Origin of the sequence: Streptomyces sp. NRRL S-87 (assembly GCF_000719335.1) — a bacterium.
In the GTDB taxonomy this organism is placed as follows: Bacteria; Actinomycetota; Actinomycetes; order Streptomycetales; family Streptomycetaceae; genus Streptomyces.
In genome coordinates this window covers 1-21,864 of sequence record NZ_JOGB01000048.1, presented here as the reverse complement: position 1 = coordinate 21,864, position 21,864 = coordinate 1, and the positions used below count along the sequence as shown (strand labels likewise).

The 21,864-nt window shown below is 74.0% G+C and carries 21 protein-coding genes; 16 read left to right on the top strand and 5 right to left on the bottom strand.

From position 1 onward, the window contains the following. Positions 1-122 precede the first annotated feature (122 nt). Positions 123-1,355, top strand: a complete 1,233-nt coding sequence (gene hemW, locus IF43_RS0126310; RefSeq protein WP_030205493.1) for a radical SAM family heme chaperone HemW — start codon at positions 123-125, stop codon at positions 1,353-1,355. A gap of 193 nt (positions 1,356-1,548) precedes the next feature. On the opposite strand, the gene IF43_RS0126300 is transcribed toward hemW, so the two are convergent. Both IF43_RS0126300 and IF43_RS0126295 read right to left on the bottom strand, forming a co-directional pair. Next, positions 1,549-2,358 carry a DUF3097 domain-containing protein gene (locus IF43_RS0126300; RefSeq protein ID WP_030205486.1) on the bottom strand — a complete coding sequence of 270 codons (810 nt, stop codon included), beginning with the start codon at positions 2,356-2,358 and terminating at the stop codon, positions 1,549-1,551. Between the two features lie 28 nt (positions 2,359-2,386). Then, a complete protein-coding gene (locus IF43_RS0126295) occupies positions 2,387-3,112 on the bottom strand; it encodes an MBL fold metallo-hydrolase (protein WP_030205484.1) in 726 nt (241 codons plus the stop codon). Positions 3,113-3,287: 175 nt separating this feature from the next. On the opposite strand from IF43_RS0126295, the gene hrcA reads away from it, so the two are divergent. The 12 genes from hrcA (at position 3,288) to IF43_RS0126235 (ending at position 14,335) form a co-directional block, all read left to right on the top strand. Then, positions 3,288-4,304, top strand: coding sequence for a heat-inducible transcriptional repressor HrcA (gene hrcA, locus IF43_RS0126290; protein ID WP_030205481.1), 1,017 nt, complete (start codon positions 3,288-3,290; stop codon positions 4,302-4,304). Continuing rightward, on the top strand, positions 4,305-5,441 hold the full coding sequence (dnaJ, locus tag IF43_RS0126285) for a molecular chaperone DnaJ (RefSeq protein WP_030205479.1): 1,137 nt from the start codon (positions 4,305-4,307) through the stop codon (positions 5,439-5,441). It abuts the gene before it with no gap. 112 nt (positions 5,442-5,553) lie between these two features. Continuing rightward, complete coding sequence (locus IF43_RS0126280; RefSeq protein ID WP_030205476.1) at positions 5,554-6,618, top strand: nitronate monooxygenase; 1,065 nt, start codon at positions 5,554-5,556, stop codon at positions 6,616-6,618. Positions 6,619-6,698: 80 nt separating this feature from the next. Next, the gene (locus IF43_RS0126275; RefSeq protein WP_030205472.1) at positions 6,699-7,448 is read left to right on the top strand and encodes a 16S rRNA (uracil(1498)-N(3))-methyltransferase; all 750 of its coding nucleotides are present in this window, start codon (positions 6,699-6,701) and stop codon (positions 7,446-7,448) included. A 227-nt stretch (positions 7,449-7,675) separates the two neighbouring features. Then, positions 7,676-8,035 (top strand): histidine triad nucleotide-binding protein, encoded by a 360-nt coding sequence (locus IF43_RS0126270; RefSeq protein ID WP_030205470.1) that lies wholly within the window; start codon positions 7,676-7,678, stop codon positions 8,033-8,035. 3 nt (positions 8,036-8,038) lie between these two features. Beyond that, positions 8,039-8,944 carry a ribonuclease Z gene (locus IF43_RS0126265; protein WP_030205467.1) on the top strand — a complete coding sequence of 302 codons (906 nt, stop codon included), beginning with the start codon at positions 8,039-8,041 and terminating at the stop codon, positions 8,942-8,944. 388 nt (positions 8,945-9,332) lie between these two features. Next, positions 9,333-10,433 carry a carbohydrate kinase family protein gene (locus tag IF43_RS0126260; protein WP_030205450.1) on the top strand — a complete coding sequence of 367 codons (1,101 nt, stop codon included), beginning with the start codon at positions 9,333-9,335 and terminating at the stop codon, positions 10,431-10,433. A gap of 149 nt (positions 10,434-10,582) precedes the next feature. Continuing rightward, the gene (locus IF43_RS0126255) at positions 10,583-11,608 is read left to right on the top strand and encodes a PhoH family protein (RefSeq protein WP_078910468.1); all 1,026 of its coding nucleotides are present in this window, start codon (positions 10,583-10,585) and stop codon (positions 11,606-11,608) included. A gap of 12 nt (positions 11,609-11,620) precedes the next feature. After that, a complete protein-coding gene (ybeY, locus tag IF43_RS0126250) occupies positions 11,621-12,118 on the top strand; it encodes an rRNA maturation RNase YbeY (RefSeq protein ID WP_030205434.1) in 498 nt (165 codons plus the stop codon). After that, positions 12,115-13,413, top strand: a complete 1,299-nt coding sequence (locus tag IF43_RS0126245) for a hemolysin family protein (protein WP_030205431.1) — start codon at positions 12,115-12,117, stop codon at positions 13,411-13,413. Before ybeY ends, IF43_RS0126245 begins: the two co-directional genes overlap by 4 nt. Then, positions 13,410-13,763: an MmcQ/YjbR family DNA-binding protein gene (locus IF43_RS0126240; protein WP_030205427.1), complete on the top strand. Its 354-nt coding sequence runs from the start codon at positions 13,410-13,412 to the stop codon at positions 13,761-13,763. Before IF43_RS0126245 ends, IF43_RS0126240 begins: the two co-directional genes overlap by 4 nt. Before the next feature lie 224 nt (positions 13,764-13,987). Further along, entirely contained in the window at positions 13,988-14,335 is a 348-nt protein-coding gene (locus IF43_RS0126235; protein ID WP_030205422.1) for a cytidine deaminase, read from the top strand. A 116-nt stretch (positions 14,336-14,451) separates the two neighbouring features. On the opposite strand, the gene IF43_RS0126230 is transcribed toward IF43_RS0126235, so the two are convergent. Beyond that, positions 14,452-15,702 (bottom strand): MFS transporter, encoded by a 1,251-nt coding sequence (locus IF43_RS0126230; RefSeq protein ID WP_107048599.1) that lies wholly within the window; start codon positions 15,700-15,702, stop codon positions 14,452-14,454. A 160-nt stretch (positions 15,703-15,862) separates the two neighbouring features. Between IF43_RS0126230 and IF43_RS0126225 the strand changes: the two genes are divergently transcribed. From IF43_RS0126225 to era, 3 genes are all read left to right on the top strand, one after another. Then, the gene (locus IF43_RS0126225) at positions 15,863-16,885 is read left to right on the top strand and encodes a GlxA family transcriptional regulator (RefSeq protein WP_030205414.1); all 1,023 of its coding nucleotides are present in this window, start codon (positions 15,863-15,865) and stop codon (positions 16,883-16,885) included. 94 nt (positions 16,886-16,979) lie between these two features. Beyond that, on the top strand, positions 16,980-18,386 hold the full coding sequence (locus tag IF43_RS0126220) for a beta-xylosidase (RefSeq protein WP_051796189.1): 1,407 nt from the start codon (positions 16,980-16,982) through the stop codon (positions 18,384-18,386). Positions 18,387-19,405: 1,019 nt separating this feature from the next. After that, the gene (era, locus tag IF43_RS0126215; protein WP_030205406.1) at positions 19,406-20,347 is read left to right on the top strand and encodes a GTPase Era; all 942 of its coding nucleotides are present in this window, start codon (positions 19,406-19,408) and stop codon (positions 20,345-20,347) included. Positions 20,348-20,445: 98 nt separating this feature from the next. On the opposite strand, the gene galE is transcribed toward era, so the two are convergent. Both galE and IF43_RS0126205 read right to left on the bottom strand, forming a co-directional pair. Beyond that, positions 20,446-21,426: a UDP-glucose 4-epimerase GalE gene (gene galE, locus IF43_RS0126210; RefSeq protein WP_030205403.1), complete on the bottom strand. Its 981-nt coding sequence runs from the start codon at positions 21,424-21,426 to the stop codon at positions 20,446-20,448. Then, the coding region (locus tag IF43_RS0126205) for a sugar phosphate nucleotidyltransferase (protein ID WP_037890138.1) at positions 21,423-21,864 on the bottom strand (442 nt) is incomplete at its 5' end. The genes IF43_RS0126205 and galE, both read right to left, overlap by 4 nt.

The window sequence follows — 21,864 nt, the reverse complement described above, 5'->3', positions numbered from 1 at the left end:
CCTGGTACGACCGGTCCCCCGGCGTCCGTACGGCCCGCCGGGGTCCATACGGACGCGGCCGGGCCCGTACGGGCGGCCGCCGGGCGCGCCGGGGCCGCCGGGCGGTGCGGGACAATGGGCGCATGCCTTCCGTACTGCCCGATGGCGAGCCCATGCCCGACGACGGGGCGCTGCCGTCGCACGCCCTGGAGGGCGCCGGGGACCGGCCGCTCGGCTTCTACCTGCACGTGCCGTACTGCGCCACCCGCTGCGGCTACTGCGACTTCAACACCTACACCGCCACCGAGCTGCGCGGCACGGGCGGGGTGCTGGCCTCCCGCGAGAACTACGCCGACACCCTGATCGACGAGCTGCGCCTGGCCCGCAAGGTGCTGGGCGACGACCCGCGGCCGGTCCGCACGGTCTTCGTCGGCGGCGGCACGCCGACGCTGCTGCCGGCCGGGGACCTCGTGCGGACGCTCGCCGCGATCCGGGACGAGTTCGGGCTGGCGCCCGACGCCGAGGTCACCACGGAGGCGAACCCGGAGTCCGTGGGGCCCGCGTACCTGGAGGAGCTGCGCGCCGGCGGCTTCAACCGGATCTCCTTCGGCATGCAGAGCGCGAAGCAGCACGTCCTGAAGGTGCTGGACCGCACGCACACGCCGGGGCGCCCCGAGGCCTGCGTGGGCGAGGCGCGGGCGGCCGGCTTCGAGCACGTCAACCTCGACCTGATCTACGGCACGCCCGGCGAGACCGACGACGACTGGCGGGCCTCGCTCGACGCCGCCCTCGGCGCCGGTCCCGACCACGTCTCGGCGTACGCGCTGATCGTGGAGGAGGGCACGCAGCTGGCCCGCCGGATCCGGCGCGGCGAGGTGCCGATGACCGACGACGACGTGCACGCCGACCGGTACCTGATCGCCGACTCCGTCCTCGCGGGGGCGGGCTACGACTGGTACGAGGTGTCGAACTGGGCCACCTCGGAGGCCGGCCGCTGCCTGCACAACGAGCTGTACTGGCGCGGCGCCGACTGGTGGGGCGCGGGCCCCGGCGCACACTCCCACGTGGGCGGCGTGCGGTGGTGGAACGTCAAGCACCCGGGCGCCTACGCGGCCGCCCTGGCGGAGGGGCGCTCCCCGGGCGCCGGGCGCGAGGTCCTCTCGGACGAGGACCGGCGCGTGGAGCGGATCCTGCTGGAGCTCCGCCTGGTCGAGGGCGTCCCGCTGTCCCTGCTGGCCCCGGCGGGCCTGGCCGCCTCGCGCCGCGCACTGGCCGACGGCCTCCTGGAGGCAGCCCCGTACGACGCCGGGCGCGCGGTGCTGACGCTGCGCGGGCGGCTGCTGGCGGACGCGGTGGTGCGGGACCTGGTGGACTGATCCCTCGCCGGAGTGGATCCCTGCGAAAGCGGAGGCTGGCTGCCTACGCTGTCCCCAGGCTGCCGCCGAGGCACGCGGCTGATGTGGAGGACCACTGAGATGACCGCGCTTCGGGTGGCCTTCGGTCAGCCCATTCGCATCGATGCCCTCGGTGTCGAACTGGACACCAGCGAGTTCGGCACCCTCCCCGAGTTCAAGCGCCACCGTCGCCCGTGACGAAGTCGATCAGTTCCTCGACGCGGCCCAGGAGGGCCGGCTCCAGGTCCCGGTAGGACGTGACGCGGGACAGGACGTGGCGCCAGGCGGCGCCGGTGTTCTCCGGCCAGCCCAGGGCGCGGCAGACGCCCGTCTTCCAGTCCTGCCCCCGCGGGACCACCGGCCAGGCGGGAATGCCCAGGGCGGAAGGCTTCACGGCCTGCCAGACGTCGACGTACGGGTGCCCGACGACCAGGACGTCGGGGGAGGAGACCCGGGCCGCGAGGCGGGACTCCTTGGAGCCCTCGACCAGGTGGTCGACCAGGACGCCGAGGCGGGCGTCGGGCCCCGGGGAGAACTCGGCGACGATCGCGGGCAGGTCGTCGACGCCGGAGAGGTACTCGACCACCACGCCCTCGATGCGCAGGTCGTCGCCCCAGACCCGCTCCACCAGCTCCGCGTCGTGCCGCCCCTCGACGTAGATGCGGCCGGCCCGGGCGACCCGGGCCCGGGCGCCGGGCACGGCGATCGACCCGGAGGCCGTCCGGGCCGGCGCCGCGGGCGCGCGGGAAGGGCGTACGAGGGTGACGACCGCGCCCTCCAGCAGGAAGCCGCGCGGTTCCAGCGGGAAGACGCGGCGCCTGCCGAAGCGGTCCTCCAGCGTCACCGTCCCGCCCTCGCAGGCCACCACCGCCCCGCAGAAGTCCGTGCCGGCCACCTCGACGACCAGGTCCGGGTCCGCCGGGATCTCGGGAGCGGGCCGGGACTTCTTCCAGGGCGGGGTCAGATCGGGACCGTACTGTCGCATTCGCACGACAGTAGGAACGCCGTCACCCTCACGCGCGCGACACGCCGAAGCGGCGGGCCAGTGTGGCGCGCTGCGCACGGACGAACCGGGCATCGACGACGGAACCGTGCCCCGGCACGTAGAGGGCGTCCTCGCCGCCCAGCGCCAGCAGCCGGTCCAGGGCGGCCGGCCACTGGCTGGGGAGCGCGTCCGGGCCCGCCTGGGGCTCGCCGGACTCCTCCACGAGATCCCCGCAGAAGACGACCTCCCGCTCGCCGGGCACCAGGACCGCCAGGTCGTGCGGGGTGTGCCCGGGCCCCACGTTCGCCAGCAGGACCTGCACCCCGCCCAGCTCCAGCGTCCACTCGCCCGAGACCAGGTGGCGCGGTACGACCAGCACGTCCACCGAAGCGGTGGCCTCCGCCGGCGCCAGCCCGTGCCCCACCGCGTCCGCCCGCAGGGCGTTGCGGTCGACGGTCAGCATCGATTCCAGACCCACCGCCCCGAAGGCCTCGACGCCGGCGAACGCGGCAGCCCCCAGAACGTGGTCGAAATGTCCGTGCGTGAATGCGAGGTGCGTCACGCGGCGGCCGGTCAGCCGCTCGGCCTGGGCGCGGATCTCGGCACCCTCGCGCAGCGAGGACCCGGGGTCGACGAGGAGCACCGCATCGTCCCCCACCACCAGTCCCACCGTGCAGTCCCACACCGGCAGGCGACGGCGGCCGGACCGCCCGGTCAGGCGTTCCCACCCCAGCTCTTCCCAAGCGACGTCCATACCGCGACGCTACCGTGACGGGCCACCCTTGCTAGGGGCGTACCCGGCCGCCGTACACTGACCGGGGGATCTCTGGCACTCGCACACACCGAGTGCCAGCACGGTCCGAACAGGGTCGGTTACGGAAACCGGTTACGGCAACCGGTCAGGCATCACAGCTGGAGGTGGGCGCAGGATGCTCAGCGAACGCAGGCTCGAAGTCCTGCGCGCCATCGTCCAGGACTACGTCGGGACGGAGGAGCCGGTGGGCTCCAAGGCGCTCACCGAGCGCCACAGGCTCGGCGTGTCGCCCGCCACGGTCCGCAACGACATGGCCGTGCTGGAGGAGGAGGGGTACATCGCCCAGCCCCACACCAGCGCGGGCCGCATCCCGACCGACAAGGGCTACCGGCTCTTCGTCGACAAGCTCGCCGGCGTCAAGCCGCTGTCGACCCCGGAGCGCCGGGCCATCCAGAACTTCCTGGACGGCGCGGTGGACCTGGACGACGTGGTGGGCCGCACGGTGCGGCTGCTCGCGCAGCTGACCCGGCAGGTCGCCGTGGTGCAGTACCCGAGCCTGACGCGCTCCACGGTGCGGCACGTCGAGCTGATCGCGCTCGCGCCGGCCCGGCTGATGCTCGTCCTGATCACCGACACGGGCCGGGTCGAGCAGCGCATGGTCGACTGCCCGGCGCCGTTCGGCGAGCAGGCGCTGGCGGACCTGCGGGCCCGCCTCAACAGCCGGGTGGTGGGACGCCGGTTCGCCGACGTGCCGCCGCTGGTGCAGGACCTGCCGGAGGGCTTCGAGCCGGAGGACCGTGCGACGGTCACCACCGTGCTGTCGACCCTGCTGGAGACCCTGGTGGAGGAGACCGAGGAGCGGCTGATGATCGGCGGTACCGCCAATCTGACCCGCTTCGGACACGACTTCCCCCTCACGATCAGGCCGGTGCTGGAGGCGCTGGAGGAGCAGGTCGTGCTCCTCAAGCTCCTCGGCGAGGTCAATGAATCGGGCATGACCGTACGCATCGGGCACGAGAACGCCTACGAAGGGCTGAACTCCACGTCCGTCGTGTCGGTCGGTTACGGTTCGGGCGGCGAGACCGTCGCCAAACTCGGCGTGGTCGGACCGACCCGCATGGACTACCCCGGAACGATGGGAGCGGTACGCGCAGTGGCACGTTACGTCGGACAGATCCTGGCGGAGTCGTAAGTGGCCACGGACTACTACGCCGTACTCGGCGTACGCCGCGACGCGTCCCAGGACGAGATCAAGAAGGCCTTCCGCCGGCTGGCGCGCGAGCTCCACCCGGACGTGAACCCGGATCCGAAGACGCAGGAGCGCTTCAAGGAGATCAACGCCGCCTACGAGGTGCTCTCCGACCCGCAGAAGAAGCAGGTCTACGACCTCGGCGGCGACCCGCTGTCCTCCTCGGGCGGCGCCGGTGCCGGCGGCTTCGGCGCGGGTGGCTTCGGCAACTTCTCGGACATCATGGACGCGTTCTTCGGTACGGCGTCCCAGCGCGGCCCGCGCTCGCGCACCCGGCGCGGCCAGGACGCGATGATCCGGATCGACCTGGAGCTCGACGAGGCCGCGTTCGGCACGACCAAGGACATCCAGGTCGACACCGCCGTGGTGTGCACGACCTGCTCCGGCGAGGGCGCCGCGCCCGGCACCTCCGCCCAGACCTGTGACATGTGCCGCGGCCGCGGTGAGGTCTCCCAGGTCACCCGGTCGTTCCTGGGCCAGGTCATGACCTCGCGCCCCTGCCCGCAGTGCCAGGGCTTCGGCACCGTGGTCCCGACCCCGTGCCCCGAGTGCGCGGGCGACGGCCGGGTCCGCTCCCGGCGCAACCTGACGGTCAAGATTCCGGCGGGCGTCGAGAACGGCACCCGGATCCAGCTCGCGGGCGAGGGCGAGGTCGGCCCCGGCGGCGGCCCCGCCGGCGACCTGTACGTCGAGATCCACGAGCTGCCGCACCCGGTGTTCCAGCGGCGCGGCGACGACCTGCACTGCACGGTCACCATCCCCATGACGGCGGCTGCCCTGGGCACCAAGTGCCCGCTGGAGACGCTCGACGGCATGGAGGAGATCGACATCCGGCCCGGCACGCAGTCCGGCCAGTCGATCCCGCTGCACGGGCGCGGCGTCACGCACCTGCGAGGCGGCGGCCGCGGCGACCTGATCGTGCACGTCGAGGTGACCACCCCCGGCAAGCTCGACCCGGAGCAGGAGGCGCTGCTGCGCCAGCTGGCCAAGCTGCGCGGCGAGGAGCGGCCGATGGGTCAGTTCCAGCCGGGCCAGCAGGGGCTGTTCTCGCGCCTGAAGGACGCGTTCAACGGCCGCTGACGGCCGGAGGACGAGGCCGTCGGGCCCCGGGCGGGAATCCGCCCGGGGCCCGACGGCGCCAGGCGAACCCGCCGATTCGGCGGGGTAGGGTGGACGTGGCACGATGCAGCACATGTCCTCCGCGCTGAGCGATCTCCACCCCCATCCGATCGTGCAGGCCCCCATGGCGGGCGGGGCGTCCCGCCCCGAACTCGCCGCCGCCGTCTGCGAGGCGGGCGGACTCGGCCTCCTGGCCGGCGGCTACAAGACCGCCGACGGCATGTACCAGGAGGTCAAGCGGCTGCGCGCGCTGACCCGCAGGCCCTTCGGCGTCAACCTCTTCATGCCGCAGCGCAGTTACGTCGACCCGGCGGCCGTACGGACCTACCGCGGGCAGCTCGCGGGCGAGGCCAAGTGGTACGAGACCCCGCTCGGCGAGGACGTCTTCGCGGGCGCCGACGACGGGTACGACGCCAAGCTCGCGATCCTCCTCGACGACCCGGTACCGCTGGTGTCGTTCACCTTCGGCTGCCCGAGCCCCGAGGTGCTCGCCTCCTTCGCCGCCGCCGGCACCCGGACCGTGGTCACCGTCACCTCGGTCGAGGAGGCCCGTACCGCGCAGGCGGCCGGGGCCGCGGTCCTGTGCGTCCAGGGCATCGAGGCGGGCGGCCACCAGGGCACCCACCGCGACGACCCCGAGTCCGACGGCACCGGCTTCGGGCTGCTGCCGCTGGTCGCGCAGGTGCGGGAGGCCGTCGCGCTGCCGATCGTCGCCGCGGGCGGGCTGATGCGGGGCGCGGACATCGCCGCCGTGCTGGCCGCCGGGGCCGAGGCGGCGCAGCTGGGCACCGCGTTCCTGGTCTGCCCCGAGTCCGGGGCGCACCCGCTGCACAAGCAGGCCATGACCGACCCGCGCTTCACCCGCACCGAGTTCACCCGGGCCTTCTCCGGGCGGCCGGCGCGGGGGCTGGTCAACCGCTTCATGCGCGAGCACGGCCCGTACGCCCCGGCCGCGTACCCGCAGGTGCACCACCTGACGAGCCCGCTGCGCAGGGCGGCGGCGGAGGTGGGGGACCCGCAGGGGATGGCCCTGTGGGCCGGCCAGGGACACCGGCTCGCCCGCGTCCTGCCGGCCGGGGAGCTGGTGGAGGTCCTCGTGGCCGAACTGGCCGAGGCGCAGAACGCCTTGGGGCGCTGACCCGTCGGGTCGTGAGTCGTCGCGTGGTCGAGTCGTCGAGTTTGTTGCCCAACCGCAGGACCCTTGAACAGGAGCACGTCATGACAGCCCCGGTATTCGTGGTCGAGCAGGTGCCCGCCGGGCCCGGCCCCGGCTTCGTCCTCGACGGGCCCGAGGGGCGCCACGCGGTGTCCGTGAAGCGGCTGAACCCCGGCGAGGAGGTCGTGCTCACCGACGGGCGCGGCGGCTGGGCCGAGGGCGTGGTCGAGGCGGCGGAGGGCAAGGACCGGCTGGTGGTGGCCGTGCGGGCCACCGGGGTCGAGGCCGAGCCGGAGCCGCGGATCACGGTCGTCCAGGCCCTGCCGAAGGGGGACCGGGGCGAGCTGGCGGTCGAGACGATGACCGAGACCGGGGTCGACGCGATCGTGCCGTGGCAGGCGTCGCGGTGCATCACGCAGTGGCGCGGGGACCGGGGCGCCAAGTCGCTCGCCAAGTGGCGCGGCACCGCCCGGGAGGCCGGCAAGCAGTCCCGGCGGGTGCGGTTCCCGGTCGTCGGGGAGGCGATGACCACCAAGCAGGTGGTCGCGCTGCTGGCCTCGGCCGACCTCGGTGTCGTCCTCCACGAGGACCGGGACGCGCCGTCCCTCGCCCTGGCGGTGGCCGACCTCCCGGCCAAGGGCTCGATCGTGGTCGTCGTCGGGCCCGAGGGCGGGGTCTCGCCCGAGGAGCTGGCCGCGTTCGCCGGAGCCGGGGCGCAGCCGTACCGGCTCGGACGGTCGGTGCTGCGCACCTCCACGGCCGGTACCGCGGCCGTCGCGGTGCTGCTGGCCCGTACGGGTCGCTGGTCGTAGGGCCGGCGGGGACGCCCTTCTGCGCCGCCGGGCTGTGGGGCGCCCCGCTGCCGCTGGGCGGGCGGCGTTCCTGGCGTGCCGCTGGGCCGGGCGGGCGTTCCTGGCGTGCCGGGCTCGGGGCCGGGTGCGCCCGCGCCGGGCCCGGTGGGCCCGATAACCGGTCCGCATCGGCGGGGGCGGCCGATACGATGCGGGCGTACCGATCATGGATGAGCGAGGAGGCCCGCATGGCCGGTGAGGCACAGCCCGACTGCCTGTTCTGCAAGATCGTCTCGGGAGACGTACCCGCCACGATCGTGCGGGAGACCGACAGCACCGTGGCCTTCCGGGACATCAACCCGCAGGCGCCCACGCACGTCCTGGTCATCCCCAAGGTGCACTACCCCGACGCCGCGACGCTGGCCGCCGCCGAGCCGCAGGTGCTCGCGGACGTGCTGCGGGAGACCGGTGAGGTCGCCGGGGCGGAGGAGATCGACGGCACGGGCTACCGGGTGGTCTTCAACACCGGTGCCGGCGCCGGTCAGACCGTCTTCCACGCGCACGCCCACGTGCTGGGCGGCCGCGGCATGCAGTGGCCCCCCGGATAAGCCGTGTCCGTACGTGAATTCGTGGTGCTCGGCACCGCCAGCCAGGTACCGACCCGGCACCGCAACCACAACGGCTACCTGCTGCGCTGGGACGGAGAGGGCTTCCTCTTCGACCCGGGCGAGGGCACCCAGCGGCAGATGCTGCGGGCCGGCGTGGCCGCCCACGACATCAACCGGATCTGCGTCACGCACTTCCACGGCGACCACTCCCTGGGCCTGGCCGGGGTGATCCAGCGGATCAACCTCGACCGGGTGCCGCACCCGGTCACCGCCCACTACCCGGCCAGCGGCCAGCGCTTCTTCGACCGGCTCCGGTACGCCACGGCGTACCGCGAGACGGTCGAGCTCGGCGAGGCGCCGGTGGCCGCGGACGGGGTGCTCGCCACCGGGCCCTCGTACACCCTCGAGACCCGGCGGCTGAGCCACCCCGTGGAGTCCTTCGGTTACCGGATCACCGAGCCGGACGGCCGGCGGATCCTGCCCGAGCTGCTGGCGCGGTACGGGATCAAGGGTCCCGACGTGGGCCGCATCCAGCGCGAGGGCGCCCTGGGCGCGGTCACGCTGGAGCAGGTCAGTGAGCACCGGCGCGGGCAGAGCTTCGCGTTCGTCATGGACACGCGGCTCTGTGAGGGCGTCTCGGCGCTCGCCGAGGGCTGCGACATGCTCGTCATCGAGTCGACGTTCCTGGACGAGGACGAGGGCCTGGCGGTCGAGCACGGGCACCTGACCGCCGGGCAGGCGGCCCGGGTGGCTGCCGAGGCGGGGGTGCGGCACCTCGTGCTGACGCACTTCTCGCAGCGCTACACGGAGCCGGACGACTTCGAGCGGCAGGCCAGGGCGGCCGGGTTCACCGGCGAGCTGACCATCGCGCGGGACCTGCTGCGGGTGCCGCTGCCGAAGCGGAGGTGAGGCGGGCCCGCCCGGCCCGCCCGGCCCGCCCGGCCCGCCCGGCCCGCCCGGGCGGTGGTCGGCCGGGCGGTGCGGTCGTTCGGGCGGTGCGGACGGGCCGGCGAGCGTTTTTCGTGACGGTTCGCGCACGGCGATCAGGAGGCCGTCGAGGCGCTCTCGAGCGGAGCGCGGCACGGTCCCCGGAGAGGGCGGCCACCGTGTGCTCTGGGCCACACTGGGTGTGGGTCCGACGGCGGGGGAAGGGCTGCAACTTTCTCGCGCACAGAACGGGGAGCACGCGGTGGCCGACAGCAACGGACAACGCCCGGACCGGACCGCCGCCGCACCGGCGGTCCCGGACCGGTTCGACCCGGGGGCGCCGGACGACCCGGGGGCGCTGGACGACCCGGTGGCGCTCGACCCGGTGGCCCTGGACCCGCTGAGCCGGGTGCGGGCGGCCAGTGACCCGCGGTGTGACGTTTTCCTGACCGGCACGGTCTTCCTCGACATCATCTTCACCGGCCTCGACTCCGCCCCGGTGCGCGGTACGGAGTCCTGGGCGCGCGGCATGGGCCAGAGCCCCGGCGGCGTCGCCAACATGGCCACCGCCCTCGCGCGGCTCGGCCTGCGCACCTCCCTCGCCGCCGCCTTCGGCGACGACTTCTACGGCGAGTACTGCTGGGACACGCTGGAACAGGGCGAGGGCATCGACCTGACGATGTCCCGCACGATCCCCGGCTGGCACTCCCCGGTCACGGTCTCCATGGCCTACGAGGGCGAGCGCACCATGGTCTCGCACGGCCACGAGGCCCCGCCGCCGGCGGGCTCCGCCCCCTTCCCCCACTGCCCGCCCCGGGTGCGGGCCGCCGTGGCCTCGCTGGAGCCGGGCCGGCCCGCCGAGTGGATCGCCTCCGCGGCCGGCCGGGGCGCGCGGATCTTCGCGGACGTCGGCTGGGACGACAGCGGCCGCTGGGACCTGGCCGGGCTGGAGGACCTGAGTTACTGCGAGGCCTTCCTGCCCAACGCCGGCGAGGCGATGCGCTACACCCGCACCGACTGCCCCCGCGCGGCCGCCCGCGCGCTGGCCGAGCACGTGCCGGTGGCCGTGGTGACGATGGGCGAGGAGGGTTCGTACGCCGTGGACGGCCGCACCGGCGAGACGGCCGAGGTGCCCGCCATCGCCGTGGAGGCCCTGGACCCCACCGGTGCCGGGGACGTGTACGTGGCGGGCTTCGTCACCGGCACGCTCGCGGGCTGGCCGCTGGCGGACCGGCTGGCCTTCGCGGGGCTCACGGCGGCGCTGTCGGTGCAGGAGTTCGGCGGCTCGCTGTCGGCGCCCGGCTGGGCCGAGGTGGCGCACTGGTGGCACGCCGTGCAGGCGCTGCCGGGCGGGCTGCCGCTCGGGCTGGAACGTTACGCCTTCCTCGACGCCCTGCTCCCTGGCCAGAGGCACGCCGCCCCGGCCCGCCGTCGCGCCGTGCCCACGATCGGCTTCCGCAACGCTGTGTGAGCGGGGCGCTCCGGGGTGCGGGGGTGCGGCACCGGGGCCCGAAAACCCCTCGGGCATGCCCCGGCGGCGTCGTACGCTTGGTAGTCCAAGAGGTCGTCGATCGGCGAGACCTCGCAACGGGAGGTATGCGCAGGCCACAGAGCCAGCCCATGACTCAGACACCCACAGGCCACAGCCCCCTGCCGGGGCAGGCGCGAGCCCGGTTCACCGTTCCCGCGAAGCACCCCATGGTGATGGTGCTCGGCTCGGGTGACGCCCTGTTGCACGTGATCGAGAGGGCATTTCCCGGCGCCGACATCCATGTCCGGGGCAATGAGATCAGCGCGGTCGGGGAGGCCGGTGAAGTCGCCCTGATCCAGCGCATGTTCGACGAGATGATGCTGGTGCTCCGCACCGGACAGCCGATGACGGAGGACGCAGTGGAACGGTCGATCGCCATGCTCAGGGCGAGCGAGAACGGCGGCGGACCGACTGAGACCCCGGCCGAGGTGCTCACCCAGAACATCCTCTCCAGCCGCGGCCGCACGATCCGTCCGAAGACCCTCAACCAGAAGCACTACGTCGACGCGATCGACAAGCACACCATCGTGTTCGGCATCGGCCCCGCCGGTACCGGCAAGACCTACCTCGCCATGGCGAAGGCCGTCCAGGCCCTGCAGTCCAAGCAGGTCACCCGGATCATCCTGACCCGGCCCGCCGTCGAGGCGGGCGAGCGGCTGGGCTTCCTGCCCGGCACGCTCTACGAGAAGATCGACCCGTACCTGCGGCCGCTGTACGACGCGCTGCACGACATGCTCGACCCCGACTCCATCCCACGCCTCATGGCGGCGGGCACGATCGAGGTCGCGCCGCTGGCCTACATGCGCGGCCGGACCCTGAACGACGCCTTCATCATCCTCGACGAGGCGCAGAACACGAACCCCGAGCAGATGAAGATGTTCCTGACGAGGCTCGGCTTCGACTCGAAGATCGTCATCACGGGTGACGTGACCCAGATCGACCTTCCCGGCGGCACCAAGTCGGGCCTGAAGCAGGTGCAGGAGATCCTCGAAGGGGTCCCCGATGTGCACTTCTCGCGGCTCACCTCGCAGGATGTCGTACGGCACAAGCTCGTCGGCCGTATCGTCGACGCGTACGAGCAGTACGACAGCCGCAACGGTTCCCGAGGGAAGTAGTACAACAGCACCATGTCGATCGACGTCAACAACGAGTCCGGAACCGAGGTCGACGAGCGGGCGATCCTCGACATCGCCCGCTACGCCCTCACCCGGATGCGGATCCACCCGCTGTCCGAGCTGTCCGTGATCGTCGTCGACGCCGACGCCATGGAACAGCTGCACATCCAGTGGATGGACCTGCCCGGGCCCACCGACGTCATGTCCTTCCCGATGGACGAGCTGCGGCCGCCGGCCAAGGACGACGAGGAGCCCCCGCAGGGGCTCCTCGGTGACATCGTGCTCTGCCCGGAGGTCGCCAAGCGGCAGGGCGAGGAGGCCGCGACCCGGCACTCGATGGACGAGGAGCTCCAGCTCCTGACCGTCCACGGGGTGCTCCACCTGCTCGGCTACGACCACGAGGAGCCGGACGAGAAGGCGGAGATGTTCGGCCTCCAGGCGGCCATCGTGGACGGCTGGCGCGCCGAGCAGGGGCTGACGGGTCCGTCCCCCGCCCCGACCGTCTCGTGAACGTCGCGCAGCTCGTCACCGGGGCCGTCCTGCTGGTCGTCGTGGCGTGGCTGGCGGCCTGCGCCGAGGCGGGCATCGCCCGCGTCTCCAGCTTCCGCGCCGAGGAGGCCGTACGGTCGGGGCGGCGCGGCAGCGCGAAGCTCGCGCAGGTCGCCGCCGACCCGACCCGCTACCTCAACGTCGCGCTGCTGGTGCGGGTCGTCTGCGAGATGGCGGCGGCGGTCCTGGTCACGTACGCCTGCCTCGACGCGTTCGGCGAGACGTGGAAGGCCGCGCTGGTCGCGATCGCCGTCATGGTGCTCGTCTCGTACGTCGCCGTCGGCGTCTCGCCGCGCACCATCGGCCGCCAGCACCCCCTCAACACCGCCACGGCGGCCGCGTACGTGCTGCTGCCGCTGGCCCGGGTCATGGGCCCGATTCCGCAGCTGCTGATCCTCATCGGCAACGCGCTCACCCCCGGAAAGGGCTTCCGCAAGGGCCCGTTCGCCTCCGAGGCGGAGCTGCGCGCCCTGGTCGACCTCGCCGAGAAGGAGTCGCTGATCGAGGACGAGGAGCGCCGCATGGTGCACTCGGTCTTCGAGCTCGGCGACACCCTCGTGCGCGAGGTGATGGTGCCGCGCACCGACCTGATCTGCATCGAGCGGTTCAAGACCGTCCGGCAGGCCACAACGCTCGCGCTGCGCTCGGGCTTCTCCCGGATCCCGGTGACCGGCGAGAACGAGGACGACATCGTCGGGATCGTCTACCTCAAGGACCTGGTCCGCAAGACGCACATCAACCGTGACGCCGAGGCCGACCTGGTCTCCACGGCCATGCGTGCGGCGGCGTTCGTGCCCGACACGAAGAACGCGGGGGACCTGCTGCGGGAGATGCAGCAGGAGCGCAACCACGTGGCCGTGGTCATCGACGAGTACGGCGGCACGGCCGGCATCGTCACCATCGAGGACATCCTCGAGGAGATCGTCGGAGAGATCACCGACGAGTACGATCGTGAACTCCCGCCGGTCGAGGACCTGGGCGACGACCGCTACCGGGTCACCGCGCGCCTCGACATCACCGACCTCGGCGACCTCTTCGGCCTGGACTCCTTCGACGACGAAGACGTCGAGACGGTCGGCGGACTGCTCGCCAAGGCCCTGGGCCGGGTGCCGATCGCGGGCGCCCGGGCCGAGGTCGACCTGCCGGACGGGCGGGTGCTGGAGCTGACCGCCGAGTCCCCGGCCGGCCGCCGGAACAAGATCGTCACGGTGCTCGTGGAGCCCGTCGCCACCGCCGCACCGGAGGAAGCGGAATGACCCCGGCCGAGCTGCGCGCCTTCTGCCTGTCCTTCAACGCGGCGGTGGAGGAGTTCCCCTTCGGCGCCGAGACCTCGGTGTTCAAGGTGCTGGGCAAGATGTTCGCGCTCTCGGCGCTGGACGGGCGGCCGCTCACGGTGAACCTCAAGTGCGAGCCCGAACTCGCGGTCCGGCTGCGCGCCGAGCACCCTGCGATCACGCCCGGCTGGCACATGAACAAGCGCCACTGGAACACGGTGACCGTGGACGGGGTCCCGGCTCGGATGCTGCGCGAGCTGATCGAGGACTCGTACGACCTGGTCGTCGCCGGACTCCCGCGGGCCGACCGGCTCCGTCTCGACCGGCCCTGAGCCGGTCGGCGGACTGCGCCGGTCCGCTTCGTGACGCAGCTCACGGCCGACCAAGGTCACGATTTGTGAGGCCCCGGGGGCGGGGCGATCTCCTTACCCTACTGTTGGGTTTGCTTGTGCCAAGCAAGATCTACTTGCGAAGGCCCCTGGAGGGGAGAGCGCCTCGGCGGTCCGTCCGGCGGACCGCCGAGGCGCTCCTGGGTGGTGCTCCCTATGCTTCGGACATGACCGACACGATGGGTCCCGAGGACCAGAAGCTCATCACCCTCGCGCGCAGCGCCCGCGCCCGCAACGGCGTTCCCGAGGGCGCGGCCGTACGCGACGAGACCGGCCGCACCTACGTCGCCGGCACCGTGGAGCTGGCCTCCCTCAAGCTCACCGCCCTGCAGACGGCCGTCGCCATGGCCGTGGCCAGCGGGGCCCGGTCCCTGGAGGCGGCCGCCGTGGTGAGCGGCGCCGACGCGCCCGCCGAGGCCGACCGCGCCGCGGTGCGCGACCTGGGCGGGGCGCAGACCCCGGTCCTGCTCGCGGGCCCCGACGGCACCCTCAAGACCACGGTGCACGCGGGCTGACGTCCGTCCGGTCCGCCGCCGGCCCGTCCGGTCCGCCGCGGCCCCGTCCGGTCCGCCGCGGCGGAACTGCCGCGGCCGCGCGGCGGGCCGCGGCCGGGTCGGTGGCGGGCGCCGGATCAGGCTGCGGCGACGGTGGCCGGTGCGGGTGCCGGGGTGCGGCGGATGACCATCGCCATCAGGGCGGCCAGCGCGCACAGGGCTCCCGAGGCGTACCAGACCAGGTCGTACGAGCCGGTCAGGTCCCGGGCCAGGCCGCCGAGGAAGGCCACCAGCGCGGCCCCGACCTGGTGCGAGGCCAGCACCCAGCCGAAGACGATGGCGCTGTCCTCGCCGTACTGTTCGCGGCACAGCGCGATGGTCGGCGGCACCGTGGCGACCCAGTCGAGCCCGTAGAAGACGATGAAGAACAGCATCGGCGGGTGCACGGACGGGGCCAGCAGCGCCGGCAGGAACAGCAGCGACACCCCGCGCAGCGCGTAGTACACGGCGAGCAGCCGGCGCGCCTCGAAGCGGTCGGTGAACCAGCCCGAGGCGACCGTGCCGACCACGTCGAAGACGCCGATGACGGCGAGCAGCGAGGCGGCGGCCGTGATGGGCATGCCGTGGTCGTGGGCCGCCGGCACGAAGTGGGTCTTGACCAGGCCGTTCGTCGAGGCGCCGCAGATGGCGAAGGTGCCGGCCAGCAGCCAGAACGGCCCGGTGCGGGCGGCCCGGAGGAGGACCGTCACCGCGCGCCGCGCGGCCCCGGTCACCGGCGCGGGCTTCGGTGCGAACTCCTGCGCCCCGTACGGGGCCAGGCCCACGTCCGCCGGGTGGTCGCGCAGCAGCAGCCACACGAACGGCACCACCGCGAGGGCGGACAGGGCGACGGTGACGGCGGCCGGACGCCAGCCGTGGTGCTGCACGAGCCAGGACAGCAGCGGCAGGAACACCAGCTGCCCGGACGCGCTCGCCGCGGTCAGGACCCCGGTCACCAGCCCGCGCCGGGCGGTGAACCAGCGGTTGGTGACGGTGGCGGCGAAGGCCAGCGCCATCGAGCCGCTGCCCAGCCCGACCAGCACGCCCCAGTAGAGGACCAGTTGCCAGGCGGCCGTCATCCAGACGGTGAGCAGCGACCCGGCGGCGATCACGGTCAGGGCGACGGCCACCACGCGGCGGATGCCGAAGCGGTCCATCAGGGCGGCGGCGAAGGGCGCGGTGAGCCCGTACAGGGCGAGGTTCACGGAGACGCCGAGGCCGATGGTGCCGCGCGACCAGTCGAACTCGGCGTGCAGCGGCTCGATGAGCAGACCGGGCAGCGAGGCGAAGGCCGCCGCGCCGACGATGGTCACGAAGGTCACGGCGGCGACCCACCACGCCCGGTGGATCCGGCCGCCACGTGCGGGTGCGGGAGCGGGGGCGTGGGCGGCGCCGGCCGGGCCGGCGGGGGAGGGCTGGTGGGGTGTCTGCGTCGTCACCCCCACAGCATCGATGCCCGGAGGGCGGTGATCGAGTGGCCCGATGGTCAGCATTCGCTACGATCAGGCCATGGCCGTATCGCATGCACCGGGTGCCGCGGAGGCTCCCCACCGCGTCGTCGTCCTCGCCCTGACCGGGCTGCTGCCCTTCGAACTGGGCATCCCGCACCGCATCTTCGGCCGCGCCCAGGACCCCGTGGGCCGCCCCCTGTACGAGATCCTCACCTGCGGCCTGGCCGCCGGGCCGGTGCGCACGGACGCCGACTTCGCGATCGACGTCGAGCACGGCCCCGAGCTGCTGGCCACCGCGGACACCGTCGTCGTCCCGGCCTCGTACGAACTGGGGCCGGTCTACGAGGAGGGCCGGCTCACCGCCGGACTGGCCGCCGCCCTCGGGCACGTCCGGCCGGGCACGCGGCTGGTCGCCATCTGCACCGGCGGGTACGTGCTCGCCGCCGCCGGGTACCTGGACGGGCGGCGGGCCACCACGCACTGGTCCTCCGCCGAGCACTTCCAGCGGCTCTTCCCGGCCGTCGAGGTGGACCCGGACGTGCTGTTCATCGACGACGGCGACGTGCTCACCTCCGCCGGGGTGGCCGCCGGGATCGACCTGTGCCTGCACATCGTGCGCCGCGACCACGGCACGGCCGTCGCCAACGACGTGGCCCGGCGCACGGTCGTGCCGCCGCACCGGGACGGCGGGCAGGCCCAGTTCATCGCGCGGCCGGTGCCCGAGGAGGGGCGGTCGGGCACCACCACGGCCCGGGGCTGGGCGCTTCAGCGGCTGCACGAGCCGCTGACGCTGGAGGACCTGGCCCGTCAGGAGTCGATGTCCGTACGGACCTTCACGCGCCGGTTCCGCGAGGAGGCGGGCCTCAGTCCCGGCCAGTGGCTCACCCGGCAGCGGGTCGAACGGGCCCGGCACCTGCTGGAGTCCACCGACCTGCCGGTCGACCGGGTCGCGCACGACGCGGGGTTCGGCACCGCGCAGTCCATGCGGAAGCACCTCCAGGCGGTGCTCGGGGTGACCCCGACCGCGTACCGCCGGACCTTCCGCACCGGTCCCCGGGTGCCAGAACCTGACAGTATCTGATGGTCCATCAGTCAATGCGGGACCGCTGCCTTGACTTCTGCCGCCCACGACTCGTGAATGGCCCCCGGGCGGACCGGAGCGGTAGGGGGATGCGATGACGGCACGGGCGCGCCAGGCGGCCGCGGCGCGGACGCGCGGGGCGGCGGGCGGGCGGACCCGGCGGGCGGCGGCGCACCCGCGCCGCCCGGCGGCGGCCCTGGCGGCCCTGGGCGCGCTCGCCCTCGCGGCCGCCGCCCCCGCCGGCGCCGCGAACCCGGTGGAGCCGGGCGGCGCCCGCACCGGACCCGTGGAGTTCCCCACCCACTGCGTGCCGCCCCAGGAGGCCGGGCTGCCGCCCGCCGACGGCACCACCACCGCCCTGATCACGGTGGACAACCCCCGGCCCCGGGTCGGCGACACCGTCACCGTCACCTACCGGGTCACCGCCACCACTGCCGTGAACCCGCTGGACACCGAGCTGCCCGCCGATACGCTGACCCCCGCCGGCAAGGTCGTGCTCGGCGGGGCGCAGCCGGGCGGGATCACGGTCACCGGACCGCGGAAGAACGACCCCGTGGACGCCCGGGCCGGCTTCGCGGCCTTCGCCATGACCGGCACCTTCACGGTCACCCGGCCCGGCGAGATCACCCTCGCCCCCGGCGACTACACCCTCCACACCAGCCACCTCATGGAGCTCGACACCCCCTGCACCGTGGACCGCGCCCACCCCGCCCCGGTCTCCGGGCGGCTCACCGCCGCCGAGGCCCCCGGGGTGAACGCGCGGGCCATCGCCCTGGCCACCCCCGCCGGCCGGCCCGGCGCGAAGGTCCACGTGGTGGGGGCCGGCTTCACCCCCGGCGCCGCCGTCAGCGTCGCGGGCCGCGCCGGCACCGCCGAGACCGCCGACCGGGCCACCGCCACCGCCGACGAGCGGGGCGTCCTCCAGGCGGAGCTGGCGGTCACCGACCCGGCCACCACGGGCGTCGTCGCGTACGAGGGCGCCGGCTGGACCGAGGAGGCCGGCGCCGGACCGGCCGCGTACACGGTCACCGACGCCGCGCCGCTGCCGCCCGGCAGCCAGAAGGTCGGCGTCACCGTCGAACCGGGCGGCCTGACCATGACCCAGGCCGGCGAGGAGATCGCCCTCAGCCCCGTCCCGTACGGACAGGGCGGCACCGCCCGGGGCCGGATCCGCCCCGTCACCGTCAAGGACGCCCGTGGCGGCCCGGCCGGCTGGACGCTCACCGGCCGCCTCACCGACTTCACCGGGCCCGCCGGCGGCCGCATCGACGGGGCGGGGCTCCGCTGGACCCCGTCCTGCACCACCAAGGACGGCAGCCCCAGCACCTGCGTCCCCGGCACGCCCGGCCCGGTCGGCGCCGACGGGGCCACGCTGGCGGGCACCCCGGACGCCGCGCTGGTCGGCGGCGAGTTCACGGTGGGTGCCGACGTGGACCTGACCGTCCCGCCCTACACCGCACCGGGCGCCTACGCGGCGCTCCTCACCCTGACCCTGTCGTGAGCCGGACGCCCGGCAGGGCCGCGGTACGGCTGCTCGGGGCCCTCGCGCTCGCGCTGCTCGGGCTCCTGGTGCCCGGCGCGGCCGGGGCGGCGTACGGGGCCGACAACGGCCGGTGGTCCGTGGAACCGGCCGCCACCCGGATCGCCCAGCGGCCCTACTTCTTCCTGGCCGCAGACCCCGGCGGCACCCTCACCGACCGGGTCACCCTCACCAACCGCACCGCCCGCCCCCTGGTCCTGCGCCTGTACGCCGCCGACGCCTACAACACCGCCCGCGACGGCGGCTTCGCCGTCCGCGGCGCCGACGAGCCCCGCACCGGCGTGGGCGCCTGGACCCGGCTGTCCCGCGAGCGGGTGACCGTACCGCCGCGCTCCGCGCTGACGGTGCCGTTCACCGTGGCCGTACCGGACCGGGCCGAGCCCGGCGACCACCCCGGCGCGGTGGTCGCCCTGGACGAGCGGACCGCGGCCGCGGGGCCCGGTCTGGGCGTGCGCCGGGCCGTGGCCGCCCGCGTCCACCTGCGCGTCGGCGGCCCCACCGCCCCGCTCCTGGCCGTCGAGCAGGTCTCCGTACGCCGCTCCGGCTCCGGTCCCGCCGAGGTCGCGTACACGCTGCGCAACCTCGGCAACACCACCCTGCACCCGCGGGGCACCCTCGACGTGCGCGGGCTGCTCGGCCGGGGTCTGCTGCACCGCCCGCTCGGGCGGCTCCCGGCCGACCTGCTGCCCGGCCAGCGGGTCCGGCTGGCCGAGCGCTGGCCGCACCCGCCGGCCTTCGACCGGGCCGAGGTCACCGTCGCCGTCACCGCCGCCGGTACCGCAGACCGGGCGGTCACCGCCCTGCGCACCGGCCCCTGGGGGCCCGCGGCGGCCGGCACCGGGCTGCTGGCCGCGCTCGGGGCGGGGCTGGCCGCCCGGGGGCTGCGGACCCGCCGGCGCACGGCGCACGGGGGTCCCTGGCCGGGCCGTTCCGGCCCGGGCGGCGGCCACTGGTCGGCGCCGTCGGCCCGATCGGGGAGAATGGCCCGCATGAGCGATCGTTCCTCCACTGCACACCGCGCGGGCTTCGCCTGCTTCGTCGGCCGTCCCAACGCCGGCAAGTCGACCCTGACCAACGCACTCGTGGGCACGAAGGTCGCCATCACCTCCAACCGGCCGCAGACCACCCGCCACACCGTGCGCGGCATCGTGCACCGCGAGGACGCGCAGCTGGTCCTCGTCGACACCCCCGGCCTGCACAAGCCGCGCACCCTGCTCGGCGAGCGGCTCAACGACGTCGTCCGCACCACCTGGGCCGAGGTGGACGTGATCGGCTTCTGCCTGCCCGCCGACCAGAAGCTCGGCCCCGGCGACAAGTTCATCGCCAAGGAGCTCGCCGGGATCAAGAAGACCCCGAAGATCGCCATCGTGACGAAGACCGACCTGGTCGACTCCAAGGCGCTGGCCGAGCAGCTGCTCGCCATCCACCGCCTCGGCGAGGAGCTGGGCATCGAGTGGGCCGAGATCGTGCCCGTCTCGGCCGTCGGCGACACGCAGGTGGAGCTGCTCGCGGACCTGATCGTGCCGTTCCTGCCGGAGAGCCCGCCGCTCTACCCCGAGGGCGACCTCACCGACGAGCCGGAGATGGTCATGGTCGCGGAGCTGATCCGCGAGGCGGCCCTGGAGGGCGTCCGGGACGAGCTGCCGCACTCCATCGCCGTCGTGGTGGAGGAGATGATCCCGCGTGAGAACCGGCCCGCCGACAAGCCGCTGCTGGACATCCACGCCAACGTCTACATCGAGCGCCCCAGCCAGAAGGGCATCATCATCGGCCCGAAGGGCTCCCGCCTGAAGGAGGTGGGCATGAAGTCGCGCAAGCACATCGAGGCGCTGCTCGGCACGCCCGTCTTCCTCGACCTGCACGTGAAGGTCGCCAAGGACTGGCAGCGCGACCCCAAGCAGCTGCGCAAGCTCGGGTTCTGAGACCGGTTCCCGGAAGACGCCGAAGGCCGCCGCCGGCGGGCACCCGTGCCCCGCCGGCGGCGGCCTTCCCGTGTACGGACGTACGTGCGCGCCGGGCGCTACGCGCCGGTGCCGGCGCGCTCCGCCGCACGGGCCTGCGCGAACTCCCACGCGTCGGAGACGATCCCGGCGAGGTCGGGGCGGCGCGGGGTCCAGCCCAGCCGCTCGTGCGCCGTCGCCGCCGAGGCGACCAGCACGGCCGGGTCGCCGGCCCGGCGCTCCGCCATCACCTCGGGGATCGGGTGCCCGGTCACCTTGCGGACGGTCTCGACGACCTCCCGCACGGAGAAGCCGTTGCCGTTGCCCAGGTTGCAGATCAGGTGCTCGCCGGGGGCGGCGGACTCCAGGGCGGCCAGGTGGGCCTCCGCGAGGTCCGCGACGTGGATGTAGTCGCGGATGCAGGTGCCGTCCGGGGTCGGGTAGTCGTCGCCGAAGACCGAGATGGCCTCGCGGCGGCCCTGGGCGACCTGGAGCACGAGCGGGATCAGGTGGCTCTCCGGGTCGTGCCGCTCGCCGCACTCGCCGTACGCGCCGGCCACGTTGAAGTACCGCAGCGAGACCGCGGCCAGCCCGTGGGCCGCGCACTCGCCCGAGATCATGTGGTCCACGGCCAGCTTGGAGGCGCCGTACGGGTTGGTCGGCGCGGTCGGCATGGACTCGGTGATCGGGGTGGACGCCGGCTCGCCGTAGGTCGCGGCGGTCGAGGAGAACACCAGCTTCGACACGCCCGCGCCGCGCATGGCGGCGAGCAGCGCCATGGTGCCGCCGACGTTGTTGTCCCAGTACTTGGCCGGGTTCACCACGGACTCGCCGACCTGGGAGAACGCGGCGAAGTGCAGCACCGCGTCGTACGAGGCGTCCAGGTGCTCGGCGGCCTCGCGGATGTCGGCCTCGACGAAGCGGGCACCGGCCGGCACGCCCTCGCGGAAGCCGGTGGAGAGGTTGTCGAGGACGACCACCTCGTGGCCGGCCTCCAGCAGGTGCGCGGCGACCACGCTGCCCACGTAGCCGGCGCCGCCCGTGACCAGGTACTTGCTCACGCGCCGGCCTCCTCGGCCGGGTCCGCCGTCATCTCCTCGGCGACGTAGCGGCGCAGCCAGGTCCGGAACTCCGGCCCCAGGTCCTCGCGCTCGCTCGCCAGCCGGACGATGGCCCGCAGGTAGTCGCCGCGGTCGCCGGTGTCGTAGCGGCGGCCCTTGAAGACCACGCCGTGCACCGGGCCGCCGAGGGTCTCGTCGGCGGCCAGCTTCTGCAGGGCGTCGGTCAGCTGGATCTCGTTGCCGCGGCCCGGCTCGGTCTCCCGCAGGACGTCGAAGACGGCCGGGTTCAGCACGTAGCGGCCGATGATCGCGTAGTTGCTGGGGGCCTCGCCCGCACCGGGCTTCTCCACCAGGTCGGTGATGCGGACGACGTCCTCGTCCTCGGTGGGCTTCACGGCCGCGCAGCCGTAGAGGTGGATCTGGGCGGGGTCGACCTCC